This window comes from Rhizobium sp. CRRU65 (genome assembly GCF_048551595.1).
Taxonomy (GTDB): Bacteria; Pseudomonadota; Alphaproteobacteria; order Rhizobiales; family Rhizobiaceae; genus Rhizobium; species Rhizobium leguminosarum_J.
Window position 1 is genome coordinate 57,169 of the sequence record NZ_JBLYZH010000020.1, and the last position, 16,961, is coordinate 74,129.

The following is a 16,961-nucleotide window of genomic DNA, read 5'->3' on the forward strand; positions in this document are numbered from 1 at the left end:
AATGACCAGAATGAAATCGATCGGCGCGGCTTTTGCTGCAATTCTCTTGAGTTCCGTTGCCGCCCATGCCGGCGACGTGCGCATCATGTGGTATTCCGACGGCGGCGAAGGCGAGGTGATCAAGGACCTGCTCTCGCGCTTCTCCAAGGCCAATCCTGACGTCAACGTCATCCTCGACGAAGTCTCCTACGACGTCGTCAAGGAACAGCTGCCGGTTCAGCTCGAAGCCGGGCAGGGGCCGGATATCGCCCGCGTCACCAATCTGAAGGCGCCGGCCCAGCACTGGCTCGATCTTCGGCCCTACCTCACCGACGCGAAATACTGGGAGGACAATTTCGGCGCCCAGGCCGACTGGATGCGTCCCGACGGCTCGAACGCCATCACCGGCTTCATGACGCAGCTGACCTTGACCGGCGGCTTCGTCAACAAGACGCTGTTCGAGCAGGCCGGGGTCGAAATTCCCGGCCCGAAAGCCACCTGGGACGATTGGGCGGCGGCGGCCAAGAAGGTTGCCGACAGCCAGAAGGTCTTCGCCATGGCGATCGACCGCTCCGGCCACCGCGTCTCCGGCCCGAACATCTCTTACGGCGCCAACTACATCGCCGCCGACGGCAAGCCGGCGCCGATCGATCAGGGCGCCAAGGACTTCCTCAGCCGCTTCGTCAAGTGGAACGAGGACGGCACCATCAACAAGGATGTCTGGGTGAGTGCTGCCGGCACCACTTACCGCTCCGCCGCCGAGGACTTCATCAATGGCGGCCTTGCCTATCTTTATTCGGGCAGTTGGCAGGTTTCGGGCTTCGCCCAGAAGATTGGCGACAATTTCGACTGGGTGATGGCGGGCAGTCCCTGCGGTTCTGTCGCATGCTCCGGCATGCAGGGCGGCGCCGGTCTGGTGGCCGTCAAATACACCAAGAACCCGAAGGACGTCGCCAAGGTGATGGATTACCTGGCAGGTGCCGACGTGCAGAAGGAGTTTGCCGAACGCAGCCTGTTCATTCCGGCGCATAAGGGCGTCGCCGCCGGCCAGATGGACTTCAAGACCGACAATCCGCATGTGCAGGCGGCGCTGAAGGCCTTCGTCGAAGCGGCCGGCCAGACGGCGGCACCCGCCATGAAGCTGCCGGGCTGGAAGTGGTCGGATGCATATTACAGCGCCATCGTCGCCCGCATCAGCCAGGTGATCGCCGGCGAAATGAAGCTCGACGACGCCTATGCCCGCATCGACGAGGACATCAAGGCCAAGGTCGCCGGCAACTGACGGAAGAACAGATGACGGCGAAGACGGTTTCTTCTGAACCACCTGTCAAAACCGGCCTGCGGCAGGCGCTCTTGGCGCCTGTCCGGCTTGCCATGGGGCTCGTCGATATTCCCATGCGCGGCTGGCAGAAGTTGACCGGGCTGAACGGCATGGCGGGCGTCTTCCTGGCGCCCAACATGCTGATCTTCACCGTCTTCGTGCTGCTGCCGCTGGTCATCAACTTCATCTATTCGACGACGAGCGGCAGCGCCATCTTCCTGCAGAACAGGACCTATGTCGGCGCCGACCAGTACCGCATCCTCTTCGATTGCGGCAGCTATCTCGATCCCTCGACCTGCGCCGCCGATACTTTCTGGGCGGCGGTGCGCAACACCGCCGTCTTCGTCGTCTTCCAGGTCACAGTGATGCTGATCGCAGCGCTCGCAACGGCGCTGATCCTCAACCGTGAGCTTTCCAATCGCGGCTTCTGGCGCGCCGTCTTCTTCTTCCCGGTGCTGCTGTCGCCCGTCGTCGTCGGCCTGATCTGGAAATGGATCCTGCAGCGTGAAGGCCTGTTGAATTATGCGCTGAGCCCCTTCGGCTTCGAACCATTTTCCTGGCTCAGCGATCGCTTCTGGGCCTTTTTCTTCGCCGTCTTCGTCTCGGTCTGGGCGCATATGGGCTTTTATGCGCTGATCCTGCTCGCCGGCCTGCAGGCGATCCCCCGGGATCTCTACGAGGCGGCGGCGATGGACAGCGCCCGCCCGACCCGCATCTTCCGGCGCATCACCTTGCCGCTTCTGATGCCGAACCTCATCGTCGTCCTGGTCTTGGCGCTGATCCGCGCCGTGCAGATCTTCGACGAGGTTTTCGTTTTGACCGGCGGCGGGCCGGGCACCAGCACCATGTACATCACCCAATATATCTACGAGACCGGCTTTGCGAGTTCGCTGCGCAATCCGGGGCTGGCTTCCGCTGCCTCGATCCTGATGGGCATCGTGCTCGTCATCCTGACGCTGGTCCAGCTCGGCGTCAGCAGCCGCAACGAGAAGAAGGGAGCACGCCAATGAGCGCTGTCTCTGCCTTTCTGCTCCGCCGCCGCGGACGAGGCTGGCACTGGACGGATGTCGTCACCTGGATCTGGCTGATCTCAGGCGTCTTCCTGATGTTCGGGCCCGCCGTTTGGCTGGTCTTCTCTTCCTTCAAGACGCCGGCGGCCCTTGCCGAGTTCCCGCCGTCCTTCCTGCCCTACGTCACCGAACAGGCCGTGGTGCCGGGATACGACAAGCCGTTGCCGCTCTATAATGTCGCGATGCCGGATGGCAGCGTGCGTGTGCTCGCCGAAGTCCGCCGCATCGGCATCATCGGCCAGATGGTCGATCCGAAACAGCCGGGCGAAATCGTCAAGGCGAATATCAAGGACCGCACACCGGTGCGTCAGGTCGAATTCGCCGGCGGCAACTACACCGAACCGTTCCAGCGCTTCGATTTCTTCCTGTTCCTGCGCAACTCCGTCTTCGTCACCGTCGTAGCGACGGCGATTACGCTGCTCGTCAATTCCATGGCCGCCTTCGCGCTGTCGAAATACCAATTCCCCGGCCGCACCGCCGTCATGCTGATGATCCTGGCGACGCTGATGGTGCCGCTTTCGGTCATCGTCGTGCCGCTCTATTCCGTCATCGGCACGCTGAACCTCTTCGACAGCCTCTGGGGCGTCATCCTGCCGACGGTCGCCACCCCGACGGGCGTCTTCCTGCTCAGGCAATACATGCTGACGATCCCTGACGAATTGCTCGACGCCGCCCGCATGGACAAGGCCAGCGAATGGCAGATCTACTGGCGCATCATCCTGCCGCTGTCGGCGCCGGCTCTCGCCGTGCTGGCGATCTTCTCCGTCGTCTGGCGTTGGAACGACTTCCTCTGGCCGCTGATCGTGCTGTCGCGCAAGGAACTCTATACGCTGCAGGTCGGCCTCAACGTCTATGCCGGCGAGCTCAATGTGCAATGGCACTACATCCTCGCCATGACCGTCGTCTCGATGATCCCGGTCGTGCTGATCTTCGTCTTCCTGCAGCGCTTCATCACCACGGGCATTGCCGGCTCGGGGCTCAAATAGGCCACCTTAAAAGAAGAAAACAGGAGAGTGCATGAGCGGGCTCGAGCTCAGGAACATCGTCAAGAATTTCGGCGCCGTCGAGGTCATTCGCGATGTCTCGCTTCATGTCAATGACGGCGAGTTCGTCGCTTTCGTCGGCCCTTCCGGTTGCGGGAAATCGACGCTCTTGCGCCTGATTGCCGGCCTCGATAAGCCGACTGACGGCAGCATCGCCATCGACGGCAAGGATGTTACCGCTATCAGCGCTGCCGATCGCGGCCTGGCCATGGTCTTCCAGTCCTATGCGCTCTATCCGCATATGAGTGTCAGGGAGAACCTCGCCTTTGGTCTCGAGAACACCAAGGTGGCGAAAGCCGAGATCGAAGCGCGCATTACCGACGCCGCGCGCATGCTGGAGATCGAGCCTTTCCTGCAACGCCGTCCGGGCCAACTCTCCGGCGGCCAGCGCCAGCGCGTCGCCATCGGCCGCGCCATCGTGCGGCGGCCGGATGCCTTTCTGCTCGACGAGCCGCTATCCAATCTCGACGCCGAACTCAGGGTCAGCATGCGGGCCGAACTGGCGGCCCTTCACGCCCGCCTGAAGGCGACGATGATCTACGTCACCCACGATCAGGTCGAGGCAATGACACTGGCCGACCGCATCGTCGTGCTGAGAGGCGGCAGGATCGAGCAGGTGGGAACACCGCTGGAACTCTACAACAAGCCGGCCAACCGCTTCGTCGCCGGCTTCATCGGCGCGCCGCACATGAATTTCCTCGAAGGTGCGATTGTCGGTCACGAGGGCGGTTTCGCTGAAGTCGAAACCGTCGGCGGCCATCGCCTTTCCGTCATTGCCAAGGAGGCCCCCCCGGCGGGCGAAAGGGTCAGCATCGGCATTCGGCCGCAGCATATCACCCTCGCCGAAGCGGGCTCAGCGGGCAGACTGGATACAAGCGTTACCCTTGTCGAGGAATTGGGCTCGGAGACTGTCGTCCACGCCGACGCAGGCGGGAAGAAGCTGATTGCGGTTTTTGCCGGCCAGCAGCGGATGAAATCGGGTGACAGCCTGCCGCTGCATCTCGACCCCGATGTGCTGCACCTCTTCGGCGAGGACGGCAGGCGCTTGTCCTAAGCATGACGCGCAAAAGTGTGCAGCGATTTTGCAATAAAGACATGCGTGGAACAATGCGTCCAAAAGAAAAGCCCGCGCCGAAGCGCGAGCCTAATTGCATATCATAACAGAGCTTTAGTGGCTGTTCTTGTGGCTTTGTTGATCAGCCTTTACATGCTGTTCATGGCTGCCGCCGCGGGTTCCGCTGGACTGCGCGTCGCGGCCAACTGAGGCGTTGCGGGCATTGGAGTCATTCTTGGGACTCTGCTGCCCAGCCTTGACGTGCTGTTCATTGGATCCACCTTGGTTTGCCATTCGGTTCTCCTTGGTTTGAACGAGGCCACGTCGACCTCGAGAGGAGAACCGCGCTCCCGCGCAAGCGTTCCGCATTTTAATATTTCGTGATCTTCGCTCGGAAAAAGCGCTACGAGGACGTGGACCGGGCGGGTAGGGAGCTCGACTGCCATTTCGTTGGCCAGAGTGAGAAAGCGGAAAAATCCCGATGTTCTCCAGCACCGCCGCGTCCGCTTGGCGCGGCCCGCAACATCGATCAAAAAGTGCGCATGTTGGCGAAAAGGTTCCAGAAAAACAATTGCATCCACCCGCGCCGGAAGCCTCGATGCGGCTCGCCGGCTCTTTCCAAATCGACGGGTCGCTCTAACTTAGAGAGTATCTGACGAAAAGGAGAAAACCATGACCGACGCACCGAATACGGCGACCCCGGCGCGGAGAGTGTTGCGTGGCCGCCCTTACAGCATCGGCGAATTTGCCAGGAAATATCGGCTCGACGACAAGGAGGCAAAGCGCCTCTACGACAAGTTCGGCCCGTCGGCCACCGAACTCGACCTATTGATGGCAGCAAAGCGGCGCCCGCCGGGCCTGCCGACCAATCTCGACGGCTGACGGGCGCCATGGGTATCCGAACCGGAAGTTGCCTTTGCGGGGCGGTGGCCTACAGGGTGGAAGGCCAGCCGCTTCGCACCGGCCTCTGCCACTGCGCCGATTGCCGCAAATCGAGCGGCTCCGCCTTCGTGTTCTTCGCGGTCTGGCCGCGCCAGGCTTTTTCCCACAGCGGCGAGATCGCCACCTTCGCCGGCCGCAGCTTCTGCCCCGTCTGCGGCGGCAGGCTTTTCTGCCTCAGGGAAGACGAGGCGGAAATCCGTCTGGGCTCGCTCGACAGTCCGCCAACCGACTTTGCGCCTGGTTATGAGGTCTGGATCAAGCGGCGTGAACCGTGGCTGCATCCTTTGCCCGGCGCGGGCCAATTTGCCGAGGATCCGAACTGACGGACGCTTGCTCATCGAAAACTTGACTTTCCTTACCAATATTTCATTTCACCCATCCGCAATTCCGTGCCAGTTCGGCGGCAACGCTAATCGCCGGTTCATCTGCGTTGTGATTACTTCGCCGCAGAGGCCACAAGCGGCCACTGACGGATTGAGGACGACATGAACAAAATCGTAAGCGGCAGCGAAACCGGAGCAAAGACAGGCGCAGCGTCTGATCTCGCCGCGGTCCTTGCTGCATCGGGCCGGCAGGGCAAGCGCAGCCGCTGGCGCGGACGCCTGCTCATCCTGCTGATTCTCATCGCTGCTGCAGCCGTCTCCGCTTATGTCTATATGGGCCGTGGGCAAAGCGAAGTGAGCTATGCCACCCAGCCGGCAAAACGCGGCGACCTGACGGTGCTCGTCACCGCCACCGGTTCCGTGCAGCCGACCGAGCAGGTGGATATATCGAGCGAACTGTCAGGCACAGTTCGCGACGTCAACGTCGATTACAACAGCACGGTCAAATCGGGCGAAGTGCTCGCTCTCCTCGATACCAACAAGCTCGAGGCCGATGTGAAGAGCTCGCGCGCCAAGCTCAATTCGGCCAAGGCGAACGTCATCAAAGCCAATGCCGATATGCAATCGGCAGGCACCTCGCTCGAGCGGCTGAAGAGCCTGGTCAAGAGCAACGTCTCCACCCAGCAGAGCCTCGACGACGCCAGCTACAAATATGATTCCGCCGTCGCCGCCAAACAGATCAATGAGGCCGAGGTTCTGGCCTCGGAGGCCGACCTGCAGCTTGCCGAAGTCAATCTCGCCAAGGCGAAGATCATATCGCCGATCGACGGCGTCATCCTCACCCGCTCCGTCAATCCTGGCGCCACGGTCGCAGCCTCGCTCTCGGCGCCGATCCTTTTCACCATCGCCGGCGACCTGAAGAAGATGGAGCTGCAGGTTGATGTCGACGAGGCCGATGTCGGTCAGATCGCCGTCGGCCAAAAGGCGAAGTTCACCGTCGACGCCTATCCCGATCGCAGCTTTCCCGCCGAGATCGAGCAGATCCGCTTCGCCTCCGAAGTGGTCAACAATGTCGTGACCTATAAGGCGGTCCTATCGGTCGACAATGCCGATTTGCTGCTGCGCCCCGGCATGACGGCGACGGCCGATGTCACCGTCGAGGCCGTCAAGGACACGCTGATGGTGCCGAATGCGGCGCTGCGCTACGCTCCGGCGCAGGCGGAAAGGCGCGGCCGCGGTATTTTCGGCATCTTCGGCCCGCCGCGCCAGCGCAACAACAATGCCGGTCCGGCGCTGAAGGGCGCTGAGCGCCGTGTCTGGCTGCTGCGCAACGGTCGCCCGGCGCCTGTTGTCATCCAGGTCGGCTCATCTGACGGCCAGTTCACCCAGGTCGTCTCCGGCGACATCAAGGAAAACGACGCACTGGTGACCGACGCCACGACGCGTGCGAACTAGGCGGAGAGACGGATGGCAAGCCCGCCGCTCATCGAATTCAGACAGATCTCGAAAATTTACGGAGAGGGCGAGGCGGCGATCCGCGCGCTCGACCATGTTGACCTTGCGATCAACGCCCATGAATTCGTCGCGATCATGGGCCCGTCTGGCTCCGGCAAGTCGACGGCGATGAACATTCTCGGCTGCCTCGACGTGCCGAGCGCCGGCGACTACATCTTCGAGGGTATTCCGACCAGCGGCTTCGACCGCAGCCAGTTGACGCTGCTGCGCCGGCACATGCTCGGCTTCGTCTTCCAGGGCTTCAACCTGCTGTCGCGCACCTCGGCCGTCGAAAATGTCGAACTGCCGCTGATCTATCGCGGCATGGCGGTGCGCGAGCGGCGCGAACGGGCCCGCGAGGCCTTAGCACTCGTCGGCCTCACCGGGCGCGAACATCACAAGACACAGGAACTGTCAGGCGGCCAGCAGCAGCGCGTCGCCATAGCCCGCGCCATCGTCACCGAGCCGGCGCTGCTGCTCGCCGATGAGCCCACCGGCAATCTCGACACGAAGACCAGCGTCGAGATCATGGATCTGATGACGCGGCTGAACCGCGAGCAGGGCATCACCATCGTCATGGTCACCCACGAACCCGATATTGCCGCCTATGCGCAACGGCTGCTGCGTTTCGTCGACGGCAAGCTGGAGACGGAAGTCGAGCATCGGAGGAGGGCGGATCATGTTCTTTGAGACGCTGAAACTGGCGCTGCGGGCCATCAGCCGCAACATGCTGCGCTCGTTCCTGACCGTGCTCGGCGTCGTCATCGGCGTTGCCGCTGTCATCGCGCTGGTGACGATCGGCAACGGCACGACCGCACAGGTCTCGACCGAGCTGTCGCGGCTCGGCACCAACATGCTGTTCGTCCGTCCCGGCCAGTTCGGCCCCGGTCGGGCAAGCTCCGAGGCCAAGCGCTTTAGCGTCAAGGACGTCGCGGCCATCCGCGACCAGATCGGCGGTCTCAGGGCGGTGGCGCCGCTCAACCAGTCGACAGCGACCGTGATTTTCGGCGGCCAGAACCATTCGACCAGCGTGTCGGGCACCACCAACGACTATTTCATCGCACAGGACTGGAATCTGGCGCTCGGTCGCAATTTTCTTCCCGCCGAGGAACGCGGCCAGGCGCGCTGCATCATCGGCGAGACGGTGCGCTCACAGCTCTTCGGCAGCGCTGACCCTACCGGCCAGCAGATCCGCGTCGGCAAGGTCTCATGCCCGGTCATCGGGGTGCTGGCCAAGCGCGGCCAGTCCGGCATGGGCAACGACCAGGACGATGTCGTCATCATGCCGGTCAAGGTGTTTCAGCGGCGCATCAGCGGCAGCAGCAACGTGCCGCAGATCATCATCTCGGCGCGCGACGGTGTCTCCACAGCCAAAGTACAGTCCGATGTCGAAAATCTCCTGCGCGAGCGCCGCAAGATCGTGCCCGGCCGCCAGGACGATTTCAACGTCAACGACATGACTCAGATCGCCGAGGCGATGACCGGCACGACGACGCTGCTGACCGGCCTGCTCGGCGCCGTCGCGGCGATCAGCCTGCTCGTCGGCGGCATCGGCATCATGAACATCATGCTGGTCTCCGTCACCGAGCGCACCCGCGAGATCGGCATCCGCCTGGCGATCGGCGCGCTCGAAAACCAGGTGCTCACCCAGTTCCTGGTCGAGGCGGTGGCACTGTCGCTGTTCGGCGGCATCACCGGCATCGTGCTGGGGCTCAGCCTCGGCTTCGGCGCTGTGACGCTGCTGAAAGTACCCTTCGTCTTCAGCCCCCTGATGGTCGCCGTCGCCTTCCTGTTCTCCGCGGCGATCGGCATGATCTTCGGCTATTTTCCGGCGAGAAGGGCCGCGCAGTTGAACCCGATCGAGGCGCTGCGGCACGAATAATGCGCCGTGGCAAAACGCATGATGTCTCGCTACTCCTATCAATCGAACACAAGCACTATCGGAGGTCAGCATCATGCCGCTCAACAGACTGGTGATTTACGCTGGGAATGTCGAGGAAACGGCGCGGTTTTATGAGAAGCACTTCGGTTTCAAGGCGACCAGCCTGCCGGGCGACAGGATCGTTGAACTGGTCGCTCAGGACGGCGGTGCGAATATCATGCTGCACCAGGCCGCCAAGGGCCAGCGGAGCGGTCAATCCACCGTCAAGCTGGTCTTCGACGTGGAGGACGTCGAGGCCTTTTGCAGTCGATGCGCGGAGAACGGCCTGGAGTTCGGCGCCATCCATAAAGCCGACGGTTATCTGTTCGCCAATGCCAAAGACCCGTGTCAAAATTCGATCTCGGTTTCCAGCCGGGCGTTTCGCAAGGGGTGACCGAGGGGGTAGTGCCGGCCTGATGACTAGGCGAGCCGGTGTACCTCAGTAGGCCGGGCGGGTGGCACGAGCCTTCACGGCGCAGACGTCAATGCCTCGCCGAGTTTCACGCCTCGCCTATGTTATCTATCTGTCTCTATTCTGATATTTCAATGCCGACTTGTCTTCGGTTTTTGACCGTGTCAGTATGTGATATATCAGACTTGGCGACGGAGCTCCGTATTGCAGACTTCTCAGAGCCATCTTGCCTATCTCGCGCTGGAGCATCTGATCGTGACGCTGGCGCTGAAGCCCGGCGCGCTTGTCACCGAAAAACAGCTGATCGATATGGCGGGCCACGGGCGTACGCCGGTGCGCGAGGCAATCCAGAAGCTCGCCTGGCAGGGACTGATCCTGGTGAAGCCGCGCGTCGGGCTGCAGGTCGCCGAGATCGCGCCGGAGGATCATGGCAATGTCATGCAGGTGCGTCGTGAGCTGGAGCCGATCGCGGCAAGCCTTGTCGCCGAACATGCGAGCGACGAACAGCGCGCGCGTCTCCTCGACTGCGCCCGCGCGATGGAGGAATGCGCCGTTAACGGCGATCTCGACGGCTTCTTCGCCGCCGACAAGGCCTTCGACGAAATCCTCGAGGATGCCTGCCCGAACGGCTTCATCACGGCAGCACTCGGCCCGGTGCAGACGCATTCACGTCGCCTCTGGTACTCCAAGGCAAGCCCGGAGCGCATGGACCGCGCCATCGCGCTGCACGTCGCCGTCATCCGCGCCATCCATCAGGGCAGGCCGGATGAAGCGCGCGCCACCATGGCGGTGCTGATCGATTACCTCAGCCACACATAGAAGCGGCTCCGTTTCCGGAGCCGCTACAGGTCTGATTGTCAGAAATGTTTTAGCCGACGAAAGCGCGCTCGATGACGAATTCGGCGGGCTTGCTGTTGGCGCCTTCATCGAGGCCGGCCTTCTCGAGCAGTTCCTTGGTATCCTTCAGCATGGCCGAGGAACCGCAGATCATGCCGCGGTCGATCACCGGGTCGAGCGGCGGCACGCCGAGATCGGTGAACAGCTTGCCGGAGGAGATCAGGTCGGTGATGCGGCCGCGATATTCGAAATCCTCGCGCGTGACTGTCGGATAGTGGCGCAGCTTGTCGCCGACGACTTCCTTCAGCAGCTCGTCATTCTGGATCTCGTGCACGAGGTCGAAGCCGTATTTCAGCTCGGCGACGTCGCGTGTCGTATGGGTGAGGATGACTTCCTCGAACTTTTCATAGGTCTCGGGATCGCGGATCAGGCTGGCGAAAGGCGCAATGCCCGTTCCTGTCGAGAACATGTAGAGACGACGGCCTGGCGTCAGCGCATCGAGCACCAGCGTGCCCGTTGGCTTCTTGCGCATCAGCACCTGGTCGCCCGGCTTGATCTCCTGCAGATGTGAGGTGAGCGGACCGTCCGGCACCTTGATCGAGAAGAATTCAAGCTCTTCGGCCCAGGCGGGGCTGGCGATCGAATAGGCGCGGAAGACCGGTTTGCCCTCGACCATCAGGCCGATCATCGCGAATTCGCCGGAACGGAAACGGAAGCCCTGCGGCCGGGTCATCGTGAAGCGGAAGAGCCGGTCGGTATAGTGCGTGACATCGAGCACCGTCTCGGCGTAGACGCCGGCGGGGATGGACGAGGCGAAGTCTTCGGTCTTTGCAGGCGCGTTCATTGCGGTAGAGGATCCCGTTTCGTCGGATGAACTGTCGGATGCGAGCGAGATATTACAAATCGGGCCGGAATTAAAGGCATTCCATTCCACACGACGCTTCTAAAGGGAAATATGCATGTCATTGTCAGGATTCAATGGGGAGCAGGGAGCAGGCGGGGAATGTCGTATTTCCCGCTGGCGAAGCCCGGCAAAGGATGCATATTAGAGCAGCACGCCGGAAACGGATGCCGGTTTTCGGCAAAAACGGTGCGACAACAAAGACCTACGGCGTCGAACCCGATTCAGTAACAGGTTCGGCGATGGTGGCGAAAAAAAGATGCTTGCCGGGGCGAGCGCGATAGGGCGGTCGGGGGAATATGAAGATTTTCAACTACAAGCGCGTTCCTTATGCGGAGATGCGCGCCTTTTCCGTCCATATCCTGACGGCATCCGGCTCCTTCCTTGCCTTTCTTGGCGTCGTCGCTGCCGCCGAGCACCGCTTCATCGACATGTTCTGGTGGCTGGGACTTGCCCTTCTGGTCGACGGCATAGACGGGCCGATCGCCCGCAAGGTGCGCGTCAAGGAAGTGCTGCCGAACTGGTCGGGCGATACGCTCGACAATATCATCGATTACGTCACCTATGTGCTTCTGCCGGCCTTCGCGCTTTATCAGAGCGGCATGATCGGCGAGCCCTGGTCCTTCGTCGCCGCCGGCATGATCGTCGTCTCGAGCGCCATTTACTATGCCGATATGGGCATGAAGACGGACGAATATTTCTTCTCCGGCTTTCCCGTCGTCTGGAATATGATCGTCTTCACGCTGTTCGTCATCGATGCCAGCGCCACGACGGCGCTCACCGTCGTCATCGTCTCGGTGGTGCTGACCTTCCTGCCGATCAATTTCCTCCACCCGGTCCGGGTCAAAAGGCTGCGCCCGCTCAACCTCGGCGTCTTTTTCCTGTGGTCGGCGCTCGGCATTTTTTCGCTGCTGATGCATTTCGACACGCCCGAATGGGCGCTCATTCTCTTTATCGTGACTGGAGCCTATCTTTACGTCATCGGCGCGGTGCTGCAATTCTTCCCCGCCCTGGGACGCGAAGCATAGGACAGGCAAGATGACCAAAACGCAGGCTGTTTCATTTTCGAGAACGGGTGGGCCGGAGGTTTTCGACTATGTCGAGATCGATCTTCCCTCACCCTCGACGGGCGAAGTGCAGATCAGGCAGGCGGCGGTTGGGCTTAATTTCATCGACGTCTATTTCCGCAACGGCACCTACAAGGCGCCGCATCTGCCCTTCGTCACCGGCAAGGAGGGCGCCGGCACCGTGACATCGGTCGGTCCCGGCGTCGAGGATTTCAAGGTCGGCGACCGTGTCGCCTATGCCAGTGCCGATGGTGCCTATAGCGCCGAGCGCAATGTCGAGACGCGCCATCTGGTGCATGTTCCCGAGGGAATCGAGCTCGAAACCGCAGCGGCGATGATGCTGAAGGGCATGACCGCCGAATATCTCTTGAACCGCACCTTCAAGGTCGGCCCGCAGACCGTCCTGCTGTTCCACGCCGCTGCCGGCGGCGTCGGCCTGATCGCCGGCCAATGGGCTAAGGCGCTGGGCGCCACCGTCATCGGCACGGCGGGCTCTGAAGACAAGATCGAGCTGGCGCTCGCCCATGGCTACGATCATGTGATCAACTACAAGAGCGACAGCTTCGTCGACCGTGTCCGCGACATCACCGGCGGCAAGGGCGTGGATGTCGTCTACGATTCGATCGGCCGCGATACTTTTCCACAGTCGCTTGACTGCCTGAAGCCGCGGGGCCTTTTTGCCTCCTTCGGCCAATCCTCCGGACCGATCGAGAATTTCACCCTTGCGGCTCTGGCGCAAAGGGGCTCGCTCTTTGCGACGCGGCCGACGCTCTTCACCTATATCGCCACGCGTCAGGAACTGATCGACAGTGCGAAAGCGCTATTTGATATTGTGCAAAGCAACAAAGTGCGTATCAATATCAATCAAACCTATCCGCTGCGTGAGGTTGGGCGGGCTCATGCGGATCTGGAGACAAGAAAAACAACAGGAACGACGCTGCTGATTCCATGAGATCCGAACGGACCGGTTGGCAGAAGAAATGAGGGGAACGTGTCGCCATTGAATGTGCCGGATTCCGGCGCGTTATTATCGGTCCAGAAGCTGACGAAGTTCTTCGGTGGCTTTGCAGCCTGCAATGAAATCGATCTCGATATCGCGCCGGGCGAAATTCATGCGCTTCTCGGCGAAAATGGTGCAGGCAAATCCACCCTGGTGAAGATGCTGTTCGGCGTTCTCGAGCCGACGGGCGGGCATATCCTCTGGCAGGGCCAGCCGGTCGCGATCGCGTCGCCCGGTGAAGCCCGCAAGCTCGGCATCGGCATGGTCTTCCAGCATTTTTCGCTGTTCGAGGCGCTGACGGTTGCCGAAAACATCGCGCTGTCGCTCGATGACGCCATCCCGATCGACAAAATCGCCGAGGAGGCGAGGGCGCTGTCCATCGCCTACGGCCTGCCGCTCGATCCGCATGCCCATGTCGCCGATCTCTCGGTCGGCGAGCGCCAGCGTATCGAGATCGTCCGTGCGCTGCTGCAGAACCCGAAGCTCATCATCCTCGACGAACCGACCTCGGTGCTGACGCCGCAGGAAGCCGACAGACTGTTCGAGACGCTGTTCAAACTGCGCGCCGAGGGGCGTTCGGTTCTTTATATCAGCCACCGCCTGGAGGAAGTGCAGCGCATCTGCGATCGCGCCACAGTCCTGCGCCATGGCCGCGTGACCGGCGCATGCGATCCCAAACACGAAACGCCGGCCTCGCTCGCCCGCATGATGGTCGGCAGCGAAGTGGCGACCGTGACGCATCCGGAGCGCAGCGACAAGGGCGAGATCCAGCTTGCCGTTGCCAACCTTTCCGTCGCCGCGCGCACCCCCTTCGCTATGCCGCTGCGCGACGTGTCGATGGCGGTCCGCTCCGGCGAAATCCTCGCCATAGCAGGTGTCGCGGGCAACGGCCAAAGCGAGCTCTTCGACGCATTGTCCGGCGAATATCCGGTCGCCTCGGCCGAGGCGATTGTCATCCGCAAGAAGCCGGTCGGCAACCAGGGCATTACCGCCCGCCGTCTTCTCGGCGCCGGCTTCGTGCCGGAGGAGCGCCATGGCCATGCCGCCGTCTCTGCCATGAAACTGTCGGATAATCTCGTCCTTGCCCGCAGCCAGTCGGACCGCAAGGCTTTTCTGGGCCTGCTCGGTATCATTCGCCACGCTGCGGTGAAATCCGCCGCAAGGCGCATTTCCGAAGCGATGGATATCCGCAAGAGCGGCGATGATCCGGCCGCCGGCTCCCTGTCCGGGGGGAATCTGCAGAAGTTCATCGTCGGCCGCGAGCTCGACCGCCAGCCGGCAGTCCTCGTCGTCAACCAGCCGACCTGGGGCGTCGATGCCGGGGCTGCAAGCCGCATCCGCCAGGCGCTCGTCGATCTCGCAAGAGCTGGTTCGGCCGTCGTCGTCATCAGCCAGGATCTCGACGAGATCTTCGAAGTGGCGACCGATATTGCCGTCATCTGCGAAGGCCGTCTTTCCCGCCCGTTCCCGGCCGGCGAACTGACGCTGGAAAGGATCGGACTGCTGATGGGCGGACTGCACGAGAGCAGCTCTCCCCCGGAGGCGCCCCATGCGCATTGAACTTGAAAAACGGCCCGACGTCTCGAAGCTCTTCGCCGTCGTCTCGCCACTGCTTGCCCTTGTCCTGACGCTGGTATTCGGCGCCATCATGTTTGCCATGCTCGGCAAGGACCCGGTCGAGGCACTCGACGCCTTCTTCATCGAGCCGCTGCTCGAGGTCTGGTCGTTGCACGAGCTGGCGATCAAGGCCGCCCCGCTTATCCTGATCGCCGTCGGCCTGGCCGTCTGTTATCGCTCGAACAACTGGAATATCGGCGCGGAAGGCCAGTTCACCATCGGCGCCATCACCGGCTCCTATCTGCCGATCGTCTTTTACGACTGGCATTCGCCGCTCGTGCTGCCGCTGATGCTGATCCTTGGTGCGTTCGGTGGTGCGCTTTTCGCCGCCATTCCGGCGCTGCTGAAGGCGCATTTCAACACCAATGAGATCCTGACGTCACTGATGCTGGTCTATATCGCCCAGCTCTTCCTTGACTGGCTGATTCGCGGCGCCTGGCGGGATCCGAAGGGCTTCAACTTTCCAGTCTCGCGCGATTTCGCGCCGGAGGCGGTGCTGCCGGCGATCTGGGAAGAGTCGGGCCGCGCCCATTGGGCCTTCATCTTCGCCATCATTGCGGCGGTCGGTGCCTGGTTCATGCTGCGTTATACGCTGAAAGGCTTCGAGATCGTCGTGCTCGGCCAATCGGAACGGGCAGGGCGTTTTGCCGGTTTCTCGTCGAAGAAGATGATCTGGTTCAGCTTTCTCTTCTCGGGCGCTCTTGCCGGCCTTGCTGGCATCAGCGAGGTTTCCGGCTCGATCGGCCACCTGCAGCCGGCGATTTCGCCGGGCTACGGCTTCACCGCCATCATCGTCGCCTTCCTTGGCCGCCTCAATCCACTCGGCATCATTGCATCCGGCCTGGTGCTGGCGCTGACCTATCTCGGCGGCGAGGCAGCCCAGCTTTCGCTCGGCGTTTCCGACAAGGTCACCCGCGTCTTCCAGGGCTTACTGCTCTTCTTCGTGCTCTCCTGCGATACGCTGATCTATTACAAAATCCGCATTGTCTGGTCGCGGTTAAGGGGCAGGGCGGCATGAGCATCTTCGAAGCCATTCTTCTGACTGTCATCACCGCCTCGACGCCGCTCGTCATCGCCGCACTCGGCGAACTGGTGACCGAGCGCTCCGGCGTTCTCAATCTCGGCGTCGAAGGCATGATGATCATGGGTGCAGTCGCCGCCTTTGCCGGCGCGCAGATGTCGGGTTCGCCCTATGTCGGCATTGTCTGCGGCATTGCGGCAGGCGCGCTTTTCTCTCTGTTGTTTGCCTTCCTGACACTGACGCTGGTGGCGAACCAGGTGGCAACTGGACTGGCGCTCACCCTTCTCGGCCTCGGCGCCTCAGGCATGCTTGGCGAAGCCTATGTCAGCGTGCCCGGCATTCGGCTAGGAGAGATCGTCATTCCCGCCCTGTCGGATATTCCGGTCGTTGGCCACGCTCTCTTCAGCCAGGACCTGATCTTCTACCTGTCGATCGCGCTCGTCGTCGGCGTCAGCTGGTTCCTGTTCCGCAGCCGGATCGGGCTGAAGCTCAGGGCGATCGGCGACAATCACGGTTCGGCCCACGCACTCGGTATTCACGTCATCCGCACGCGGTATCTGGCGGTGATGTTCGGCGGTGCCTGCGCCGGTCTTGCCGGCGCGCAGCTTTCGCTCGTCTACACGCCACAATGGGCCGAGAACATGTCGGCCGGCCGCGGCTGGATCACGCTGGCGCTGGTGGTCTTTGCCTCTTGGCGGCCGTGGCGGGTCTTTGCCGGCGGTTATCTCTTCGGCGCGGTCACCATCCTGCAGCTTCACGCGCAGGCCTTCGGTCTCGGCATTCCCTCGCAGTTTCTCTCGATGCTGCCCTATGCCGCGACTATTGTGGTTCTCATCATCATTTCCCATAATCGGCGCACGACGTTGATCAACACGCCCGCGTCGCTCGGAAAAGCCTTCGTGCCGGAGCGATAAAGCAACAATACAAAGACGGGTTTACGCAATAACTTCAAACCAACA

At 61.8% G+C, this 16,961-nt stretch carries 19 protein-coding genes; 17 read left to right on the forward strand and 2 right to left on the reverse strand.

Annotated features, from left to right (window positions below; all coding sequences use genetic code 11):
• Position 1: 1 nt before the first annotated feature.
• The 4 genes from ACM5SV_RS31105 to ACM5SV_RS31120 are packed head-to-tail and all read left to right on the forward strand — an operon-like array spanning position 2 to position 4,467.
• Positions 2–1,261 (forward strand): ABC transporter substrate-binding protein, encoded by a 1,260-nt coding sequence (locus tag ACM5SV_RS31105; protein ID WP_012757402.1) that lies wholly within the window; start codon positions 2–4, stop codon positions 1,259–1,261.
• Positions 1,262–1,272: 11 nt separating this feature from the next.
• On the forward strand, positions 1,273–2,310 hold the full coding sequence (locus ACM5SV_RS31110) for a carbohydrate ABC transporter permease (RefSeq protein ID WP_128449079.1): 1,038 nt from the start codon (positions 1,273–1,275) through the stop codon (positions 2,308–2,310).
• The gene (locus tag ACM5SV_RS31115) at positions 2,307–3,356 is read left to right on the forward strand and encodes a carbohydrate ABC transporter permease (protein WP_012757404.1); all 1,050 of its coding nucleotides are present in this window, start codon (positions 2,307–2,309) and stop codon (positions 3,354–3,356) included. The genes ACM5SV_RS31110 and ACM5SV_RS31115 overlap by 4 nt, the downstream gene beginning before the upstream one ends.
• Positions 3,357–3,387: 31 nt before the next feature.
• Positions 3,388–4,467 carry an ABC transporter ATP-binding protein gene (locus tag ACM5SV_RS31120; protein WP_012757405.1) on the forward strand — a complete coding sequence of 360 codons (1,080 nt, stop codon included), beginning with the start codon at positions 3,388–3,390 and terminating at the stop codon, positions 4,465–4,467.
• Between the two features lie 114 nt (positions 4,468–4,581).
• Here the strand turns inward: ACM5SV_RS31120 and ACM5SV_RS31125 are convergent, their stop codons facing one another.
• Positions 4,582–4,761: a hypothetical protein gene (locus ACM5SV_RS31125; protein ID WP_012757406.1), complete on the reverse strand. Its 180-nt coding sequence runs from the start codon at positions 4,759–4,761 to the stop codon at positions 4,582–4,584.
• Between the two features lie 187 nt (positions 4,762–4,948).
• Here ACM5SV_RS31125 and ACM5SV_RS31130 point away from each other — a divergent pair, with 187 nt between their 5' ends.
• The 8 genes from ACM5SV_RS31130 (at position 4,949) to ACM5SV_RS31165 (ending at position 10,378) form a co-directional block, all read left to right on the forward strand.
• Positions 4,949–5,107 carry a hypothetical protein gene (locus ACM5SV_RS31130; protein WP_164902751.1) on the forward strand — a complete coding sequence of 53 codons (159 nt, stop codon included), beginning with the start codon at positions 4,949–4,951 and terminating at the stop codon, positions 5,105–5,107.
• Positions 5,108–5,139: 32 nt separating this feature from the next.
• Positions 5,140–5,349 carry a hypothetical protein gene (locus ACM5SV_RS31135; protein WP_012757407.1) on the forward strand — a complete coding sequence of 70 codons (210 nt, stop codon included), beginning with the start codon at positions 5,140–5,142 and terminating at the stop codon, positions 5,347–5,349.
• An 8-nt stretch (positions 5,350–5,357) separates the two neighbouring features.
• The gene (locus ACM5SV_RS31140) at positions 5,358–5,732 is read left to right on the forward strand and encodes a GFA family protein (protein ID WP_012757408.1); all 375 of its coding nucleotides are present in this window, start codon (positions 5,358–5,360) and stop codon (positions 5,730–5,732) included.
• Positions 5,733–5,894: 162 nt separating this feature from the next.
• Positions 5,895–7,187 carry an efflux RND transporter periplasmic adaptor subunit gene (locus tag ACM5SV_RS31145; RefSeq protein WP_012757409.1) on the forward strand — a complete coding sequence of 431 codons (1,293 nt, stop codon included), beginning with the start codon at positions 5,895–5,897 and terminating at the stop codon, positions 7,185–7,187.
• 12 nt (positions 7,188–7,199) lie between these two features.
• The gene (locus ACM5SV_RS31150; RefSeq protein WP_012757410.1) at positions 7,200–7,916 is read left to right on the forward strand and encodes an ABC transporter ATP-binding protein; all 717 of its coding nucleotides are present in this window, start codon (positions 7,200–7,202) and stop codon (positions 7,914–7,916) included.
• Positions 7,906–9,108, forward strand: coding sequence for an ABC transporter permease (locus tag ACM5SV_RS31155; protein ID WP_012757411.1), 1,203 nt, complete (start codon positions 7,906–7,908; stop codon positions 9,106–9,108). The genes ACM5SV_RS31150 and ACM5SV_RS31155 overlap by 11 nt, the downstream gene beginning before the upstream one ends.
• A gap of 73 nt (positions 9,109–9,181) precedes the next feature.
• A complete protein-coding gene (locus ACM5SV_RS31160; protein ID WP_012757412.1) occupies positions 9,182–9,541 on the forward strand; it encodes a VOC family protein in 360 nt (119 codons plus the stop codon).
• 222 nt (positions 9,542–9,763) lie between these two features.
• The gene (locus tag ACM5SV_RS31165; RefSeq protein WP_012757413.1) at positions 9,764–10,378 is read left to right on the forward strand and encodes a GntR family transcriptional regulator; all 615 of its coding nucleotides are present in this window, start codon (positions 9,764–9,766) and stop codon (positions 10,376–10,378) included.
• A 49-nt stretch (positions 10,379–10,427) separates the two neighbouring features.
• Here ACM5SV_RS31165 and ACM5SV_RS31170 read toward each other — a convergent pair whose 3' ends face one another.
• The gene (locus ACM5SV_RS31170) at positions 10,428–11,240 is read right to left on the reverse strand and encodes a ferredoxin--NADP reductase (RefSeq protein WP_012757414.1); all 813 of its coding nucleotides are present in this window, start codon (positions 11,238–11,240) and stop codon (positions 10,428–10,430) included.
• A 356-nt stretch (positions 11,241–11,596) separates the two neighbouring features.
• Between ACM5SV_RS31170 and pcsA the strand changes: the two genes are divergently transcribed.
• Genes pcsA through ACM5SV_RS31195 form a run of 5 tightly spaced genes read left to right on the forward strand, consistent with a single transcriptional unit; the run spans position 11,597 to position 16,916 of the window.
• Positions 11,597–12,325 (forward strand): phosphatidylcholine synthase, encoded by a 729-nt coding sequence (pcsA, locus tag ACM5SV_RS31175; RefSeq protein WP_012757415.1) that lies wholly within the window; start codon positions 11,597–11,599, stop codon positions 12,323–12,325.
• A gap of 10 nt (positions 12,326–12,335) precedes the next feature.
• Positions 12,336–13,316 (forward strand): quinone oxidoreductase family protein, encoded by a 981-nt coding sequence (locus ACM5SV_RS31180; RefSeq protein ID WP_012757416.1) that lies wholly within the window; start codon positions 12,336–12,338, stop codon positions 13,314–13,316.
• Positions 13,317–13,355: 39 nt separating this feature from the next.
• Positions 13,356–14,924: an ABC transporter ATP-binding protein gene (locus tag ACM5SV_RS31185; RefSeq protein ID WP_222017572.1), complete on the forward strand. Its 1,569-nt coding sequence runs from the start codon at positions 13,356–13,358 to the stop codon at positions 14,922–14,924.
• Positions 14,914–15,999, forward strand: coding sequence for an ABC transporter permease (locus ACM5SV_RS31190; protein WP_128406986.1), 1,086 nt, complete (start codon positions 14,914–14,916; stop codon positions 15,997–15,999). Before ACM5SV_RS31185 ends, ACM5SV_RS31190 begins: the two co-directional genes overlap by 11 nt.
• Positions 15,996–16,916, forward strand: a complete 921-nt coding sequence (locus tag ACM5SV_RS31195) for an ABC transporter permease (RefSeq protein ID WP_012757419.1) — start codon at positions 15,996–15,998, stop codon at positions 16,914–16,916. Before ACM5SV_RS31190 ends, ACM5SV_RS31195 begins: the two co-directional genes overlap by 4 nt.
• Positions 16,917–16,961 lie beyond the last annotated feature (45 nt).